The sequence below is a fragment of the Pelagibacterium luteolum genome (assembly GCF_900100665.1).
GTDB lineage: Bacteria > Pseudomonadota > Alphaproteobacteria > Rhizobiales > Devosiaceae > Pelagibacterium > Pelagibacterium luteolum.
In genome coordinates this window covers 106,130-124,033 of the sequence record NZ_FNCS01000004.1, presented here as the reverse complement: position 1 = coordinate 124,033, position 17,904 = coordinate 106,130, and the positions used below count along the sequence as shown (strand labels likewise).

Below are 17,904 nucleotides of genomic sequence, written 5' to 3'. Positions count from 1 at the left end.
CCTTATCCGACCGCGGTGCTATCCGTTGGTGCGGGTGCCCGCCTGGCTTAGTGCGACAGCAAGAATGATGATACCGCCGCGGGCGATCAGTTGCTGGGAATATTCGAGGCCCATCAGGATGAGGCCGTTGTTGATGACGCCGATCATCAACGCGCCGATGATTGAGCCCACGACGGTACCCTTGCCGCCGAAAAGACTCGTCCCTCCAAGCACCACGGCGGCTATGACGGACAACTCGTCGCCCTCACCGAGTTGAAAGCGGCCTGTTTGCAGGCGCCCTGCATAAAGCATTCCGGCCAGCGCGGCGGTGACGGCAGAGATCACGATGACCCAGAGCTTGATCCGGCCAGTGTTGATGCCGCTATAGCGCGCCGCCACCACGTTTCCGCCAACCGCCAAAACCTGGCGCCCGAACTTCGTGCGCCGCAGCACGACGTGTCCGATGACTCCCACAGCCAGCATCCAAAGCAGGAGGGTTGGAATCGGCCCGATGTTCCCGCCACCGAATATGGCGGGATAAGTCCGGTCGAGGACCGGAATGGCGGCAGTGCCCGATATCCACATGGCAGTGCCTTTGGCGATGCCCATCATCGCAAGTGTGGTCAGGAACGTCGGGATCATCAGCCTCGTGGACAAAAATCCGTTGATCAGCCCTACCGTCACACCGGTCATGATGCCCGCTGCTATGCCTGCGGGCACGCCTCCCCAAGCGATAGCCATGGCTGTGGTGACCGACGCGAGACCCGCGACCGCACCCACGGAGAGGTCGATTTCACCGGATGAGAGCACCAGCGTCATGGCGACGGCCATGACTGCGATCATCGCGGTCTGGCGGGCGATGTTGAGGATGTTGTTGGGTGTCAAAAAGCCCTTGTCGTGGAGCGTCAGGGCAAAGAACAGGAAGACGACGATGAACCCGATATAGATGATGTTCTGGCGCCAGGTGCGCTTGAAATAGCCCAGTGGCGTTTCGCTTCTCGTCGCAGCCAAGGTATCAGTCATTGTTCCCTCCACGCTGCACGATCAGTTGCAGCCTCTGCTCGGCGCGCAATTGGGACGCGTCGCCGGTTAACAGCTCCGTCTTGTCGATTGTTTCGACCAGACGTCCGTCCGACATCACCGCGATGCGGTCACTCACCGCCGCAAGCTCAGCAAGTTCGGACGAGATAAAGATTATGGATTTGCCCTCGGCCGCCAGCGCGCGGACCAGGCGAAGAACTTCACCCTTGGAGCCGATGTCGATCCCCGCCGTCGGTTCATCCATGATGAGAATGTCAGGATCGGTCGCCAGCCACTTGCCGATGACGATCTTTTGCTGGTTACCGCCGGATAGCGAATTGGCCGCTGCCTCGCGCGATGATGTCTTTATCGCCAGCCGTTTTATCAATTCGTCGGTGGTTGCGCGAGACTTAGCCCGATCGACGAATGGTGTCGCGCCGAGGCGCTTGAGGATTGGCAGTTCGATATTGTCCTGGATCGAATGATTGAGCACCAGACCCTGTCTGCGTCGGTCTTCCGGAACCAAGGCCAGTCCCAGCTCCGTCGCCTGTCTCGCCGAACCAATTGCGATGGTTTCTCCCCGCAGCGTTATGGTGCCATGGGCAATCGGCTCGAGCCCGAACAGCATTCGGGCCAGCCGGCTCCGTCCCGCACCGAGCAGGCCGGCAATGCCCAGCACCTCACCGCGACGGAGCGAGAAGCTCACATCACCTCCGCGGCGCAGCTTGCTCGATAAATGCTCGACCTTGAGGATGATTTCGTCCTGGGCCGTCGAGTCCGTCGCAAATTCCGACAGGTCGCGGGTCTCCTTGCCCATGATGTCTGTGATCAGAGTGGCCAGCGTGTATTCCCCGATTGGGCGACTGTCGATCAGCCGTCCATCGCGCAGCACTGTCGCATGGTCGGCAATGCGAAAGATTTCGTCCATGCGATGACTAACGTAAACGATCGCCTTGCCCTCGGTCTTGAGCCGTCGCAGCAAATCGAAAAGGATGTCCACTTCACCTGCCGTCAGGGCAGAGGTCGGCTCATCGAGGACGAGCACGTCGGCGTTCTGGGACAGGGCCTTGGCAATTTCGGTCAGTTGCTGCTGACCGGTCGAGAGGTCCGCAACGATGGCCGCCGGATCGACGGTGACACCCATCGAGGCGAAGATTTCTGCGCTGCGCCGCTCCATCGCCCTGTCATCGATCAGCCCCGCAGGCGTGAGCGGTTCGCTGGCCAGAAACACGTTCTGGGCCACGTTCAGCGTCGGCACCAGGCTCATCTCTTGGAAGATCATGCCGATGCCCTTTTGGCGAGCAAGTTGCGGGGAGAGACGCGTAAACGCTTCTCCACCAACAACGATACCGCCGCTATCGGGCGCCTGAACGCCTCGCAGAATCTTTAAAATGGTGGACTTGCCGGCGCCATTCTCTCCCAAAAGTGCATGGATCTCTCCACGACGCACACTCAGGCTTACCTCGCGCAGGGCATGGACGCCGCCAAAGCGCTTGGAAATGGCGTCCATCTCAACGGCGATCGGCTTTACCGCCTTGTCCGTCACGGAATATCCACCCACTGGCCGCTCTCACCCGACGACAGGATGGCGTCGGCGATGAGGGCGATGCGGTATCCATCCTCGAAATTGGGCGATGGCTGTTTACCCGTCACGATGGCGGTACACAGATCGTAGCATTCAACGATCTTGGTTTCGCCATAGCCGATACCGAGCGCGGGGATGGGCCAAAGCCCTGATCCGTAGGGATGGGCCGGGCCAGTATAGACTGTGCGGAAGCCGCGCGCATCACCAACGTCATCGGCGAACATGACCTGCAGCTCGTCGCGTCGCTCATAGTTGAAGGCCAGCGAGCCCTTGGTGCCATGGATTTCGAAAGTAAGGAAGTTGTTGCGACCGTAAGCGTTGCGTGTCGCTTCAATCGAGCCGATGGCGCCATTGGCGAATTTGAGCATGGTGAGCATTTCGTCATCGACGTCGACAGCGCCGCGTTCGGCGTTCCTGTCACCGCCGCCGACCCCCAGTTTATCGACGCCACCCGATTGCTTTGGGCGGGTTGCGATATGGGTCTTAACGAGCGCATTGACCGAGGCGATCTCGCCGACCAGATAGCGGGCAAAATCCACCACATGCGTGCCGATATCTCCGACGGTTCCCGATCCAGCCACCGACTTCTGGAACCGCCAGGATAGCGGGCTGTCGGGGTCTGCAGACCAATCCTGCAGATAGGTGCCGCGGAAGTTCAGAATCTCGCCGATGCGGCCCTCTTCGATCAGCTTCTTGGCGAGCGCCACGGCGGGTGTGCGGCGGTAATTGAACGCCACCATATGGATGGAGCCAGAAGTCTGGACGGCATCGAGCATGGTCTTGGACTCTGCACCCGTTCGCGCCAGCGGCTTTTCGCAGATGATGTGCTTGCCTGCCCTGGCAGCCGCGATAGCGATCTCGGCATGGGAGTCATTGGGCGTGCAGATGTCTACGATGTCGATATCGGGTCGCGCGATCACCGCACGCCAGTCCGCCGAGGCGTCCTCGAAGCCGAAGCGATCACGCGCGGTTTCGGCCATCTCCTGATTGACGTCCACGACCACCTTGCGCACCGGAATGGCGGGAGCCGGCCAAAAAAACATCGGCATGGCGGCGTAGGCCATTGCGTGGGCCTTGCCCATGAAACCGCCGCCGATCATGGCGACATTGAGCTTTCGCATTTGCTGTCTCGCTTTTGGGATGATGTGCGGAGACGGTTAGGGAGCACCGCCTCCGCAAAGGCACTGGAAGAACAGTGCCTAGTTCATGGAATCGCGAACCGAGGCGGGCGCTTCGGTGGAGTACACCTCCTGCCATGCGTCGAGCAGGTTCGCCTGCTCCACCGGCAGAGCTGGAAGAGCCACATAGGCGGGCGCTTCTTTGTCGAGAAGGCCGTAGCCGGCGAGTAGCGCTTCGGTCACCCCCTGGTCGAACGGCCTCTGGGCGCCCAGGCCCTTTATGAACCCGCCCCGCGCCATGTCGATGGCGACGTTTTCGCCCAGATCGATAGTGGTGATGACGAGGTCATCGCGCCCATTGGCGCGTGCAGCAGCGATTACACCTTCAGCCGGCACGTCCCAGACCGCCCAGATACCGTCAAGGTCTGCATTGGCCACCATCATGGCCGAAGCGGCACGATCAGCGTCGCCGGTGAAGTCCGGCCCCCCGATCCCCTGCTCGGCTACGATCTCGATCCCGGGATAGTTTTCTTCGATGGTGGCCTTGAAGGCATCGAAGCGCTGGCGGGTCACAAAGAAATCGGCAGCGTGATAGACGATGCCAATCTTGCCCTCTTCATTCAGGGCCTTGGCCATGAGATGCGCCGACGCGACGCCATTTCCATAGTTGTCAGCGGACACAACGCTCACGTAATCGGTTCCAGCCTCGAAACCAGCCGGGACATTGTCCATGAACACCAGTTCCACGCCCGCCTCGGCGGCCTGCCGATAGGCGCTTGCGGTTGCGACAGGGTCGGTAGGGATCGAAACGATGATGTCGGGGCTCTGGGCCATGATGGTTTCGATGTCTGAAACCTGCTTGGCCGAGTTGAAGCCAGCGTCGGTGGTGGCAATGACCTCGATCCCCATGGCCTCGAACTGGGTTTCGAGCCCATTGATCTGGGCCTGGCTCCAGTCGTCGCCACCATAGTGCATGACAATCGCGGCGGTGGCGCCCATGGCCTGGATTTGCGCCCGCTCGTCTTCAGTCAGGCTGACCTCGGACGCAGAGACCGGACTTTCGCCGCCAGGGCCGGTGCTCAGGGTCTGGTTGGCGAGCGCCGCCAGTGCTTCATCAGGTGTCTGTGCAAAAGCTGCTCCGGCAACCGTGCCAGCAAGCAATGCTGCCGTCAGCAGGGCCGTCGTCTTCAAATGTCCCATGGTTTCCTCCCGTTGGTGACGTTGGTGATGTCTGATCAGGCAAAGTGCCGTTTCAGGAATGCGTGGCTGCGCGCCGCCCCCTCAAAGGGATCGGGCCAGCTGTCGAGCTCGGCCACAACCCAGCCGGAATAATTGGTGTCCTTGAGCGCCGCGATCACCGAAGCGTTGTCGAGATCGCCGGCATCGAGCGGGGTGAAGCCGAATGGGTCGCGCTGCAGCCCTTTGAGGTGCACGAGTGCGATACGCCCTGCGAATTCGCGAACCTGCGCCGCGGGATCGCCACCGGCTGCAGCGAGATGCGCGGTATCGGGACAGAAATCGAGGTTTGTGAGCCCGAAAATCTTTGTGACCTCGGCCGGACTTTCGACGATGGTCGAGAGATGCGGATGATAGTGAGCCCGCAATCCTGCGCGACTTGCAATTTCGCCAACCCGATTGAGCGCTTCTCCGAGCCGTTGGTAATCGTCGGCCAGAATGCCGCCGCTGCGTTTGGCGCCACCGCCGATGACGTAGTGAGTTGCCCCAGCTTCCGCAGTCGCTGCCGCGACGCGTTCGATGCGCGCCAGTTCCTCAGGCAGGACATCCGGGAAGATGAAATTGCCACCGGAATAGGTCGACACAAGTTCAAGACCCGCATTCGCTAGCTTACGACGCAGGTCCGCCGGGGTCTCATCGAGGAGGTTGCCATCGAAGATCTCAACCCCTTGGTACCCCGCCCTCGCTATATCAGCAAAGGCGCGATCCATGTCGGCAAAGGTTCGGTATGTCAGCTGGGTGATTGACGTCACCCCAACCGCATTGCCGCCGAGCGGCCCCCAACAATTGGCGTGATAGGCCAGCTTGACCGTCATTTTTCCTCCTCCCGAAGCGCTCCGTACTGACGGTCGCGCCCTCGTTATGCCTCAAGGTTACGCAGCTTGAAAAAGCGAAGTCAATATTAATTCTGCATAAGAAACGTGTCTTTTGCTCTAAAATAGGCAAAAGCTATAGCTTGAAGGGAAAAACGCCGTGCGTTAGGTTCAAAACCCAGTCGGACGAGAGGTTTGAGTCGTGGCGGAGGAGAAAACAGCGCTGCGGTCGGTTGGCCGTCCCCGCAGTGTCGATGCCGCACAGGCCAGCCTAGCGTTGCTGCTCAACCTCGTGCGGACCGAAACCGCAACGACGCGCCAGGAGTTGGAACGCAGCTCGGAGTTAGGTCGAGCAGTCGTCGCAGATCGCTTGGCGACGATGATCGAGCTTGGACTGCTCAAGGAAGGCGAGTTGGGCCAAGCGACCGGCGGTCGAGCACCCCGGCAGATGCGATTTCGCCAAGATGCTGGCTCTTTGCTGGTTTCAGCGATCGACCAAAGCTCCATCGCGCTCGGCATCGCCGATCTCAACGGCCAGTTACTGGTCGAACATCACGAAGCTGCGCAGCTCAATGAGGGCCCAGAGGTTATCCTTGACCGTCTTGCGACGATTTTTGACTGGCTCCTTGAGGAAACCGAAAAACCTGCTCCATGGGGGATTGGGTTGGCGCTGCCCGGCCCAATCGAAAAATCGCCAACCGAGTTCGAAGCCGTTCCGGTGTTGCAGAGCTTGCAGTCCTGGCACGGATTTCCATTCCTGGAACGCCTGTCTATGCGGTTCGGAGTCCCGATCTTCGCGCGCAGTGGCGTTCAAACGATGACCATGGGCGAAGCCAAGGCGGGTGGCGGGCGAGGCTTAAGCGATATCATTTACGTAAAGTTGGGCCGCTCGATCAGCGCCGGACTGATTTCAGAGGGTCAGCTTCACCGCGGCGCTCAGGGTGCTGCCGGCATGATCGGGCACAGCCGTGTTGGCGATGATTTGCTTGAGGCGTTGGCCGGCGCAGACGCTATCGCCCGTGACGGTATGGCTGCCGCAGCAGATGGGCGCAGCCCCTATCTGGCGCAGACACTGTCCCGCCGAGGCGAACTCTCCGTCGTCGACATCGGCCACGCGGCCCAGCTCGGCGACCTGTTCTGCGTAGACCTTCTTGGCCGTTGTGGTCGATTTGTGGGCGAGGCGCTCGCACCACTGACCAATCTGATCAACCCGGCCCTTATCGTCATTGGCGGGGTTGTTGCGGAATCTGGCGGCGACAGTTTGCTCGCAGGCATTCGCGAAGCGGTTTATCGGCAGTCTCACCCGATGGTATCACGCGACCTTCAAATCATGCGCTCCCAGATGGGCGCCTCATCGGGTCTCGTGGGCGCCGCGCAGGTGGTGGTGGAGGAGTTGTTCGCGCCCCCCATGTTACAGGGCTGGATCGGACAGGGATCGCCGCTTCGCCATCCCGAATTCCAGAAGAGTCTCGAGCGCTTGACCGAAACACTGGCTGCCAAGCCTGCGCCGCAAGCGGGACGCGTCGCACCGTGAACATCAAAACGCCCGACAAGACGCCAGAGGATACCATGTCGATTGCAGGTCTCGGACCTCATGGAGAGCGCGCGGTTCCTGCTGACCAAATCCAGTTGACCGCGATCGACACCATAGAAGCACAGGCCCGACGCTTTACCGTGGCGGTGGTGCTGCACACCACGTCCAGCGATTGGTCCAAGCAGGAGTTGGCTGGTATAGCTGCCACGCTGGGCTTGCATTCCGCCGCTCTGGTCGAAGTGGTCGACTGCAATTTCGATGTCGACCAGCAGATTGCTGCGCTAACCCGGCTCGCAGAAGAACCTGTCGACGCGGTGATCTCAATTCCCATTGGAAATGCCCGCGTCGCCGAGGCCCATCGAAAACTGACGCAAAGCGGGCGCAAGCTGGTTTTGCTCGATAATGCCCCAACCGGCATGCTTCCTGGCACCGATTACGCCAGCGTGGTCTCGACCGACAATTTCGGCCTGGGTCAGAGTTGCGCGGCTATGCTCTCCAAACATATTCCATCAGGAGGTGCCGCTGGCATCCTGGGATATGGCATAGATTTCTTTGCCACCCACGAGCGCGAAATTGCGTTCCGCAAGTGGATGGGCATCAACCGACCCGATGTCACGCTCGTGAGGGAGCGGTTTTCCGAACTGGATAGCGCCGGAACCGCGGCCCTGGAGATGCTAAGATCGACACCGGGACTTGCCGGAATTTTCGCGGTTTGGGACGTACCGGCGATGAAGGCGGTCCGCGCGCTTGCTCAACAGGGATACGATATTCCAATCACCACCGTCGATCTGGGCAATGAGGTTGCCATCGAGATGGCCCGTCACGGCATGATTAAGGGTGTTGGCGCCCAGATGCCCTACGACCAGGGCAGCGCTGCGGCGCGTGTGACACTCGCAGCGCTGTTGGGACTGGCCGTGCCTCCCTGGGTGGCGCTCGGCGGTCGGGAAGTGACACCGTTCGACGTCATCGAGGCGTATCAGGTGATCTGGCACCAACCTGCCCCCAGGATTATCATCGAAAGCCTGCGTGACATGGGCGGCGCTCAAAATTAGCTCAGTTCAAACGCTAAATCTGCTCACTCTGCGCCGCCAAAATATAGCTTTCTTAAGCTATTGTGGTCAGGGTGCAAGGCGGCCCAGCGTTGAGTGCGTCGCTCATGACAGTCTTTAGCCTTATCAAGACGCTCTTTAAGAAGGAGCCAGTTCAGCCGCGTCCAAATTCCGAGCGCGTCAACGCAACACCAGAGGCTTCGCCTCAGTCTCCCACCGAGCCGGGAAGCCCATCTTTGCTGCCCCAAGATGGTGGGCTGGCCCAGTTGATTGATCAGCAGATGCCGTCCTCGACGTCGGTCATGGCCGGCAGCTTCGAACTTGTGGGACTGGACGAGATCAAGGAGGCGTTAGGATCGCGATGGAGCGGTTTGACCGCCCGCGCCAGCGCGCTAGCGCAGGAGGGCATTCGGCGGCGGATTTCCGAAAGCGACGTCCTGCAGGTACTGAGCGACACCGAGTTTGCGATCTGCTTTTCCAATCTGACCAAAGCGGCGGCCGTCGAGCGGGCCAAGCAGATATCTCGCGAAATCAAACAAGAAATTATCGCTGAGCTTCCTGAATTTTCATCCAGCGTCACCGTCAAACAATACGTCGCGGAGATCGAACTGAACGATCTTGCTGGTGACACGGGAAGTTTGGCCGATCGCCTGGTCATGTCCTTGCGTCGCATGCGCCTCGAAGCGGATCGAGCGGTCCACAACTATCGACGCCTGCTGCTTAAAGACTTTCAACTGCTCTTTGCACCGTTGTGGGACCCCGAGCGCGCCATCGTCAATCTTAACCGCTGCGTTCTGGACCTCTCACTGGGATGCACTACGCTTTCCCAGTTCCAGGCCATTGCTGACCCCGACCAAATGGTTGACACGCTGGCTGACATGGACTGCCTTGCGCTGACCCGCGCACTGGAGGTGCTGCACCGCTTCGGGCGCGCGGGCAACGTTGCAGCTATCCTTGTCCCGGTCGGATATCAAACCCTGGCCCGCAGTCAGACACGGCGCGAATATCTCAAGCTGCTGTCCAGCGTTCCTGAGGTCTATACACCCTTCGTGAAGCTAGAAGTGACGAACGTCCCTACACGGCCTAATATCGAGCAACTCAACAATCTGCTTTTCACGCTTTGCGCTGTCCGCCCCGACCTCACCCTGCAAGTCAACGGAAGCGGCGACTATCTCGCGGCGGTTGATTCCAAACTCCTTTGGGGCCTGTCGTGCAATCTGTCCATGGGGCAGTTGCGCGACCCTACCCAACGCGCCGTTTCGCCACCGTTCATGGAATTTGCCAAGCGCAACAACCTTCGCACATTGGCGCATGGCGCTAATACGATCGGGCTGGCACTTGCAGCAGTCGATAGTGGCTTCACCTATGTCAGCGGCACCGCGATCCATCTTTCGCAGGACACGCCGCACCCGCCCTCGCGTCTTTATCCTCTCACCTTCCCTAAGCGCATCTCAGGATAACGCGCGTGAGCATCCTCAATAGAGAAATCCGTTCATGACTGACCTGCGCTCCGAGCCCCTGGAACACCCTTTGGCATCCGGACTACGGTTGTTGATCCTCGATGACGACCCACTTGTCGGTGGGACGGTCCGTCAGATGGCAGCATCGATCGGCGCCGAAAGTGCCTATTGCGGAACGGCCGCAGAGTTTTTCACACAGGTCGCCGATTGGTCACCGAGCCACATCCTACTCGATCTGGTCATGCCGGGGGTCGACGGAGTGGAGGTCATCCAGCGTCTTGGAGAGATCAGTTGCCAAGCGACTCTGATCATTGTCAGTGGCGTCGATCGCAGGGTGTTGGACGCTGCCCAACGATCGGCAAAGCAGCATCGACTATCGTTGGCTGGCGCGTTGTCCAAGCCCTTCAGCCGCGGCGCTCTAGCGACGCTTCTCGAGACCGGCAATGCTAAACCGAAGCTCCAACTGATCCCTGCTTCCTCGAAGTCATCTCCGTCCGGTGACGAGCTTGCGAACGCCTTGGCCCAAGGCGAAATCGGGCCCGTGTTTCAGCCCAAGGTGAGATGCAACGATGGCAGTCTTATCGGTTACGAAGCACTGGCGCGTTGGACGCGCGACGAGACCGACATATGCGGTCCAGACACGTTCGTTCCTCTCGCGGAGCGAACGGGACAGGCAGCGAGGCTCACGGAGGTCATCGCGGATCGTTCACTGGCCTGGCTAGGAAGCCATTTCGCCGCCCAGCCTCACACGATAGCGATCAACATCCCTGCACAGTGCTTGAAGGACGACCATTCAGTGCGGGCGATTGCGGAAGCGTGCTCGCGCTATAACGTCGCGCCAGAGCGCGTGGTGCTGGAAGTAACTGAAAGTGGCGCGATCGATCCGGACTCCGGTGCATTGGACGTTCTCACGCGGGCGCGCCTGATGGGCATGAAGCTCTCCATCGATGATTTTGGCGTCGGTTATTCCTCGTTGGTGCAACTGGCCCGGATGCCGTTCTCAGAAATCAAGATCGACCGCAGTTTCGTTGCGGAGCTGTGCCATTCCTGCGAGGCGCAGGCCATTATTGCGGCTATAATCGGCATGAGTGACGGATTGGGGATGACCACAGTAGCCGAAGGGGTGGAGGATCTCGATACCTATATGCGACTGCGGGAAATGGGGTGCTACGCTGCTCAGGGCTATTTCATTGGACGGCCCATGCGGGCATCCCGGGCGGTGGCCTGGTCGGAGATAGGGTGAGGTGGCCACCCGCGCCGGATTTCCGGTGCGGCGCCAAGCTTAGGCAGCGAACCCGCGCTCTGCCGGGCTAAAAAGGAAATCCATAATGCCCTCCTCTGATCATTTCCGGCCCATCGCGGGCGCAGCAACGCTGCGCGACGGCGCGGTGGTCGATGAAGATGCAGCCAAACAGCTCGAACTGGCGGAAACGGAACGGTTGCGGCATATAGCAGGTCGAATGGCCCGTTTGGGCGGCTGGCGCGTCGACCTCAATCCAACACGGCTGAGTTGGAGTCCGGAAACCGCCGAAATTCATGAGGAGGCCCCAGACACCTCACCGAGTGTTGAGCGGGGCCTTAGCTATTATGCGCCCGAGCACCAGCCCACCATCAAAAGGGTATTCTTGGAGTGTGCCGAAAACGGCAGACCCTTCGATGAAGTCCTACAGTTGGTGACCGCGAAGGGTAACCGCATCTGGGTCCGGTCCATAGGCGAGGCGGTCCGCGACGACACGGGGGCCATTGTCGCCGTGGAAGGGGCATTTCAGGATATTTCGCATCTCGTCGCCATGCGTGATGAGACAAATGCTCTTTCGCGTCGCCTGAGCCAGACGCTGGAAAGCATCAGCGACTCTTTCTTCCTTCTCGACAAGAATTGGCGCTTTTCCTTTCTCAACAGCCGGGCCGAACATCTTCTTGGGCGCAAGCGGGGCGAACTCGAAGGGAAGAATATCTGGCACGAGTTTCCGCAAGCTGTCGGGAGTCGGTTCGAAACCAGCTATAGGGAGGCTCTTCGGGATGGCCACGCCGTGCGCTTCCAGGAGTATTTTCCGCCTCTCCAGGCGTGGTTCGATGTCGATGCCCATCCCACACCGGAGGGGCTAGCTGTTTATTTCCGCGACGCATCGCGGCGCAGGCAGGCGGAAGAAGACGTGCGGATCAGCAACGAGCGATTTTTGCTCGTCGCGCAGGCTACTAACGACGTGATTTGGGACTGGAATCTTGTCGACCGTACGTTGTGGTGGAATGAAAACTTCAAAACGCTGTTCGGATATGACCCTGCCGATGTCGAACCAGGGCCTGAGTCATGGATGAACCGCATCCACCCTGACGACGCCGAACGGGTTATCGACAGCATTCATGCAGTCATCGACAGCGCTGAGACGACCTGGGTCAGCGAATACAGGTTCATGCACAGTGACGGCCATGCCCTCAGCATCGTTGATCGCGGTTCGGTCATCCGAGACGAGAGCGGCAGTGCCATCCGGATGGTGGGGAGCATGCTCGATGTTTCATCGCAACGCGACCTCGCAAGTCGTTTGCGGCAAGCGCAGAAACTGGAAGCGATCGGGCAACTCACAGGGGGTATTGCTCACGACTTCAACAACCTTCTAACGGTAATCCTGGGCAATGCGGAGCTTTTGTGCGATGTGCTCGAAAGCGGGCAACAGCCACGCCTTCTCGCGGAAATGATCTCCACGGCTGCGGAAAGGGGAGCGGAACTTACAAGTCGCTTGCTGGCTTTTGGCCGCAAACAGCCTTTGCAACCATCGCTTCTCGACCTATGCAGCCTTGTGAGCCGCATGGAGGCAATGCTCGCTCGCACGCTGGGTGAACACATCGAGATCAAGGTCGCCGGTCCAGTGGAGCTTTGGGCTGTAGAAATCGATCCGACGCTAATGGAATCCGCGATCCTCAATCTTGCGATCAACGCCCGCGACGCGATGACCGATGGCGGCTCTCTGACCATAGAGTTGGCGAATACCACCTTCGATGTTCAACAAGCGGCGGCGGAAGACGTCGCGCCGGGACAGTATGTGGCAGTGACGGTATCCGATACCGGTCATGGCATTGCCCCGGACGTTTTGCCCAACGTCTTTGAACCCTTCTTCACCACCAAGGAAGTTGGAAAGGGCTCGGGGTTGGGACTAAGCATGGTCTACGGCTTCGTCAAACAATCGGGCGGCCACATTCGCCTTCGTTCAGAGGTGGGGCACGGAACGTCGGTCGGCCTGTATTTCCCGAGGTCTCGCAAACTGATCGCGCCCTCCTCCGAAGATGCGGTGGGCGAAAAACCAGTGGGGGGCAGCGAGTTGATTCTAGTAGTTGAAGATGACGCGCTTGTCCGAGACCACCTTTCGGGCGTACTCTAGGGACTTGGCTATCGCGTGCTTCAGGCGATCGGAGGAGAGGCTGCAATCGAGCTGATCGCGACCCATCCCGACATTTCACTCCTTTTCACCGATGTTGTCATGCCGGGTGGAATGAATGGCGCGGAACTTGCCAAAAAGGCGCTGGAGATGCGGCCCGAGCTCAGAGTGCTCTTCACGTCGGGGTATAGCGCAAACGCCATCGTTCACGATGGGCGCCTCGATACGGGCGTGGAGTTGCTCAGCAAGCCCTACAGTCGCGACCAACTCGCCAACAGGTTGCGAATAGTCTTGCAGTAGCAAGACGGCTCGTTGTCGAGCGAACCTACGACGCCCTGAATTCCTTTCGTGAAAACCGAGCGAGCGCAGCCACGAGTTCGTCCGGAATGGGCCTGCTCGGCGAAAATGTGACGCCGGTCTTTGTCGCTTTCAGCCTTGCCGCGACGATATCGTTTGTATGAGCTTCGATCGCGCCCTTGGTGACATAGAGACCGCATTGCTTGCTGAACGCAGCATAGCCAACGATGACGGAATCCTTCGACCCGAACCCTGGCATATCGTAGCGGATCACCTCCTCCATCTCGGGGAGGGCGCGCTTCAGTTGGAGACGCAAACGCGTCAACAGCGGCCTGAGGGCTTCGGGGGCGGCAGCAATATATGCATCATGGTCGACAAACTTGGTCATGACTGACTATCGGCAATTGGACGACGGCGCGCAAGCCGAGGCGCGGTGCCCAAGTGTAGCCCTGGCTCCTTTGTTCGATGATTGTCGGTCAGAGCATGATCAAGGCGGTGATATCTTAATGAGAGCGGATTGGTAGGGAGCAAGATCCAACCATAATCCGTCCGCGTCGCCGCGTGAGAGGGCAGATGGCGGATCCACGATGTAAGCCGCGTCTTTGATGCCCGCCAGATCCCAGCAGATGTGCTTGTCGGTCCTCTGCGCGCCTGTATTGAAGACGTTGATCCAGATGCTGCCCTCTTCCGAAACTCTCTGGACCAGTATTGGGTCCGAGCAGGCTTCAAATCCTGCTTGAGTGGCCTCGTAGGTGAGTAGTGTTCGCCCGAGTTCGGGAAATTCACACGTGAATGCCGACTCGCGGGCAGCAAGCTCAGTAAACAGGCTCTTTCGCCGCGGAGAAAGCTCATCGAAGTTGTCGCTGGTCATCAGCACCCCGCCGGCCAATCCGGCAAACAGCGCCAGGGAGCGCACTTGGTCGTCCGAAAGATGATGGAAGTTTTCTCGCAAGAGAATGCAATCGGGGTCGGCCTGCCATAGAATGCCGTTGGCAAAGTTTCGCGACGTCTGGTCTCGCAGCAAGGATTGGGCCGACTGGTCTCCATCCCACCTCACTCCGACGTCGCGCCCGATCCGAACCGCATCGGCCAGGCCAACGGGCGCCCATATTGGCGCACCGCACAGCAGCCATTGTGCATCCCCGATCTCTTCCCGGATGAGCCGTACCATGATCATCCATATGTCCATGCGCGACAGGCCCTCGCGGTGCCAGCGCGCTTCACTGGGGCCGTACATCGACCCAAGATGCATGAAATCTGTCTTGAAATAGCGGCAGCCCCATTCACGAGTCCAAGTTCGGAACACGGAACGGATATAGCTCTCTGCATCGGGATGAGTGACGTCGAGCACGTAATAGGCCTCGCTGCGCTTGTGCCAGCGAAACTCGCCGTAAAACTTCATCGGCGCCAGTGGCTCACACGTCTCGCGGTCCCTGACAACCCAGTCGGGGTGATCGCGATAGAGCGCTGAGCGATTGCCGACCATAAAAGGCGCGATCCAGAGGCCGGGCTGAAAGCCCCGCTCCGTGGTGGCGCCCAGGATAGGTGCCATTCCGTGAGGAAACTGTGGTTTGGTCGTCAGCCAATCGCCCATCTCAGGCGTAAAGCCATCGTCGATCAGAAATGTCGTGAGACCCGCTCCGGTTGTCTCGACGTAACGGGCCATGGCTGCGAGATGAGATTCAAGCACCTCCGGATCGAGAGAGGCATAGAGGCTGTACCACGAACACCAGCCGCTGATGCGGCGGGGTGGGACCCTTGCGGGTTGATCCGAGGTTTCGGCGACGCGCCTTGCCCAATCGCGCAGTCCCTCTTCGACGTCGGACTGGGCGAAAAGGATGATCTCTTCCCCTGAAACCTCATCAATATGGGGAACACGATCGATCAGTGTTTCAAAACCGACGGCAAGAGATCCATCCGCAAAATCGAAACTTAAGCGGCTCTGAAAGCGGTCGTGACGTAGAAACCCCGCGACGGCCACACCCGCCGCCGGCGGGACGAAGGCTGTCATCGCGTAACCAGCATTGAGCTTTGGATCTGACGCGAACTGCGTGGCTGCGCGAGGCTCAACGAAATAGCTTCCGTCCCAACTCGTATAGCCATTACGCAGAAAACGTTCGACGTTGTGGACCAACCCGAAACGCACGCCGATGGCGTCGCAGTGGATCATGCCGGCTCCGTGCAATCTTGCCGTGAGGAGCAGGCCTTTGGTGCAGGGATGAATTGAAAGAGACCAGCCGCGCCCGTCATCGAGCAGCGTCCTCAGGCTCCACCCTTCGTCTTCGGCGACAATCTCGAGCTTTTGCGCTGTGACTATCTCACCATCCACCATCGGCGCAATTTGCGACAGGGTCACGTTGCCTAGCGTGAAGCTCTGAGTCTCGGGCACAAATTGCGCCAGCGAACTCATAGACGCACTTCCCCGCCCGTGTGGGCGGACCGCGCGGCCGCCAGGACAACCCTGAGGCTCAAAAGCCCTTCGCGCAAAGGCACGCGCGGCGGTGTGGAATTAAAGATCGCATCCGCGACGTCGCGCAGTTGCGCTACAAAAACGTCCTGCGTAACGGCGATCCTTTCAGGTGACTGCGGATTGGCGACCGAGAAAAATTCCGCTGCGTTGAAGTCGGTAAATACGCCGGTCATGTCTTGAGCGACGATCTGCCAACTTTTGCGCCACTGTCCCGGCACGGCACTGTTGCTCGCACCGAGCACCCCGACGCGACCGTCGTCGTAACCAAGCACCATGGCGCTAACATCCTCGATGTCATAGCCCTCGACGCCGCGATGAAAAAGATTGGCAGCACGGGCATAAACGGTATCCGGCTCTCCCAACATCAGCCGGCACAAATCCACGATGTGGATTAGCTGTTCCACCATCTGGCCGCCCGATTTCTCGCGCGAACGCCACCATGGTGCATGCAAGGCGTTGCAATGGAAGTGTCCCGAAAAGTGGCCAGGTGCACCAGTCGCATCGTCCGCCCTCAGTGCTTGCCAGCGTTCGACTGCCGCCCCGAACCGATACATGAAACCACAAGCCGCTACGACACCGCTCTCTTCCACTGCCGAAACCATGGCTTCGGCGCGCTTAAAGTTAAGCGCAATGGGTTTTTCTACCAAGAGATGGACGCCGCGACGGGCTGCTCGTTCCAGTTCCCCTGCATGCGCAAAGGGCGGGATGGCGATTACCATCAGGTCGGGGCGAAGGGTGTCGAGCATCTCGTCACAATTGGTAAAGGCCTCGGCGCCGTGGAGAGTGGCCAGTGCCTCGGCACCCGGCAAAGTCGGTGCGCAGACCCCGGAGATCGTGAACCTTTCCGCCATTTCTGCAGCTGCCTGGGCATGGCGGTTAGCGATGCCGCCAGCACCGAGAAGGCAGAGCTTAAGCCGTCTCATGGCGTTGCACCAAAAGAAAGTACAGACTGAAGGACATCCGGATCTCCCATCTCGATCCGCTCGAATAGGGCTGGTGCGCTATCGAAGGGCACGGTGTCAGTGATTAATGGCAGAAGGTTTAGCACCCCCTCGTGCTGAAGCCGCACGGCTTCCTGCCACAGTCTCAGTTTCGACCAACGGTGGCTCGCTCCGGGAGCCACGCCCGAGATCTGACTGGAAATCAGTTCGATGCGGTTGTGGTGAAACTCCTCCCCTAGGAAAAGCCCACGCGCTTCGCCTTGAACGAAACCCATTGCGACCACGCGACTGGCATACGCCACGGTGCGCATTGCTTCGGAAAGCGCCGCCGGCGCACCAGAGACCTCAATGCAGACATCCGCCCCGCGACCGCCGGTCTCAGCTTTAATGATGTCAGATACCGAAACGATTGAAGGATCGAGCGCGTGCGTGCCACCAAGCGAGAGAAATTTTTCGCGCCGGGTTGCAACAGGATCTACGCCGACCACCCTTGCGCCTGAGGCCCGGGCTGCCTGCGCAACGATCTGTCCCGGAACCCCGAGTCCGAACACCACGACGAAATCACCCAACCTTATTAGCGCATCGTGAACCCCGTTGAGGGCGACGGCGCCAATATGGGAAAATATGCCAATCCTGGGATCGGCATCATCGGGTACAATGCGCTCCGCTGCGTCGTCAGCAGACATAATGTGGCTCGTGCGATGGCCCCAGGTTCCAAAAATGGTCTGACCAAGCCTAAGATTTGCAACGCCGGTACCCATTTCCGCGATCGTGCCAACTTCTTCATAGCCCAAATTGCGTACTGGATAGCTCCAGCTTGGCGAGTTCGACTCTCTGAACACGCGCGCCTGGGCATCCCAGACCTTGCTCATGAAAGGCGAGGTGCCGCGATATTGCGAGAGTTCGGTTCCGCTGCTGATCCCGGAAAACAGCGTCTCAATACGCACCTGGCCGGGCTTAAGCGCCGGCCGTTCGTAATTTTCGAACGCGAGGCATTTGGGCCCTGTGACCACCAATGCGCGATCCATGCAG

General features: G+C 59.5%; 15 protein-coding genes. 6 read left to right on the top strand and 9 right to left on the bottom strand.

All coding sequences use genetic code 11. The annotated features are described in order from the left end of the window. Nucleotides 1-18: 18 nt before the first annotated feature. The 5 genes from BLR31_RS09330 to BLR31_RS09310 form a co-directional block, all read right to left on the bottom strand. Nucleotides 19-1,002, bottom strand: coding sequence for an ABC transporter permease (locus tag BLR31_RS09330; protein WP_090595203.1), 984 nt, complete (start codon nt 1,000-1,002; stop codon nt 19-21). Then, a complete protein-coding gene (locus BLR31_RS09325) occupies nt 995-2,545 on the bottom strand; it encodes a sugar ABC transporter ATP-binding protein (RefSeq protein WP_342027587.1) in 1,551 nt (516 codons plus the stop codon). The genes BLR31_RS09330 and BLR31_RS09325 overlap by 8 nt, the downstream gene beginning before the upstream one ends. Then, nucleotides 2,542-3,705, bottom strand: coding sequence for a levoglucosan dehydrogenase (locus BLR31_RS09320; RefSeq protein ID WP_090595201.1), 1,164 nt, complete (start codon nt 3,703-3,705; stop codon nt 2,542-2,544). Before BLR31_RS09320 ends, BLR31_RS09325 begins: the two co-directional genes overlap by 4 nt. Nucleotides 3,706-3,783: 78 nt before the next feature. After that, complete coding sequence (locus BLR31_RS09315) at nt 3,784-4,902, bottom strand: substrate-binding domain-containing protein (RefSeq protein ID WP_090595198.1); 1,119 nt, start codon at nt 4,900-4,902, stop codon at nt 3,784-3,786. A 35-nt stretch (nt 4,903-4,937) separates the two neighbouring features. After that, nucleotides 4,938-5,753: a sugar phosphate isomerase/epimerase family protein gene (locus BLR31_RS09310; RefSeq protein ID WP_090595195.1), complete on the bottom strand. Its 816-nt coding sequence runs from the start codon at nt 5,751-5,753 to the stop codon at nt 4,938-4,940. A 199-nt stretch (nt 5,754-5,952) separates the two neighbouring features. Between BLR31_RS09310 and BLR31_RS09305 the strand changes: the two genes are divergently transcribed. From BLR31_RS09305 to BLR31_RS09280, 6 genes are all read left to right on the top strand, one after another. Continuing rightward, nucleotides 5,953-7,284, top strand: coding sequence for an ROK family protein (locus BLR31_RS09305; RefSeq protein ID WP_244505009.1), 1,332 nt, complete (start codon nt 5,953-5,955; stop codon nt 7,282-7,284). Beyond that, the gene (locus BLR31_RS09300; protein ID WP_244505008.1) at nt 7,281-8,336 is read left to right on the top strand and encodes a substrate-binding domain-containing protein; all 1,056 of its coding nucleotides are present in this window, start codon (nt 7,281-7,283) and stop codon (nt 8,334-8,336) included. Before BLR31_RS09305 ends, BLR31_RS09300 begins: the two co-directional genes overlap by 4 nt. Before the next feature lie 104 nt (nt 8,337-8,440). Beyond that, nucleotides 8,441-9,793 (top strand): hypothetical protein, encoded by a 1,353-nt coding sequence (locus tag BLR31_RS09295; protein WP_143009359.1) that lies wholly within the window; start codon nt 8,441-8,443, stop codon nt 9,791-9,793. 34 nt (nt 9,794-9,827) lie between these two features. After that, complete coding sequence (locus BLR31_RS09290; protein WP_090595192.1) at nt 9,828-11,036, top strand: EAL domain-containing response regulator; 1,209 nt, start codon at nt 9,828-9,830, stop codon at nt 11,034-11,036. 145 nt (nt 11,037-11,181) lie between these two features. Next, nucleotides 11,182-13,167 carry a hybrid sensor histidine kinase/response regulator gene (locus tag BLR31_RS09285; RefSeq protein WP_176762591.1) on the top strand — a complete coding sequence of 662 codons (1,986 nt, stop codon included), beginning with the start codon at nt 11,182-11,184 and terminating at the stop codon, nt 13,165-13,167. A gap of 15 nt (nt 13,168-13,182) precedes the next feature. After that, on the top strand, nt 13,183-13,464 hold the full coding sequence (locus BLR31_RS09280) for a response regulator (protein WP_090595188.1): 282 nt from the start codon (nt 13,183-13,185) through the stop codon (nt 13,462-13,464). Between the two features lie 25 nt (nt 13,465-13,489). Here the strand turns inward: BLR31_RS09280 and BLR31_RS09275 are convergent, their stop codons facing one another. The 4 genes from BLR31_RS09275 to BLR31_RS09260 all read right to left on the bottom strand — a co-directional run bounded on the left by BLR31_RS09275 (nt 13,490) and on the right by BLR31_RS09260 (nt 17,900). Further along, the gene (locus BLR31_RS09275) at nt 13,490-13,849 is read right to left on the bottom strand and encodes an iron chaperone (RefSeq protein WP_090595186.1); all 360 of its coding nucleotides are present in this window, start codon (nt 13,847-13,849) and stop codon (nt 13,490-13,492) included. Between the two features lie 99 nt (nt 13,850-13,948). After that, a complete protein-coding gene (locus BLR31_RS09270; protein ID WP_090595183.1) occupies nt 13,949-15,871 on the bottom strand; it encodes a glycoside hydrolase family 36 protein in 1,923 nt (640 codons plus the stop codon). After that, nucleotides 15,868-16,854, bottom strand: a complete 987-nt coding sequence (locus BLR31_RS09265) for a Gfo/Idh/MocA family protein (protein ID WP_090595180.1) — start codon at nt 16,852-16,854, stop codon at nt 15,868-15,870. Before BLR31_RS09265 ends, BLR31_RS09270 begins: the two co-directional genes overlap by 4 nt. Beyond that, on the bottom strand, nt 16,851-17,900 hold the full coding sequence (locus tag BLR31_RS09260) for a zinc-dependent alcohol dehydrogenase (RefSeq protein WP_090595176.1): 1,050 nt from the start codon (nt 17,898-17,900) through the stop codon (nt 16,851-16,853). Before BLR31_RS09260 ends, BLR31_RS09265 begins: the two co-directional genes overlap by 4 nt. Nucleotides 17,901-17,904: the final 4 nt, after the last annotated feature.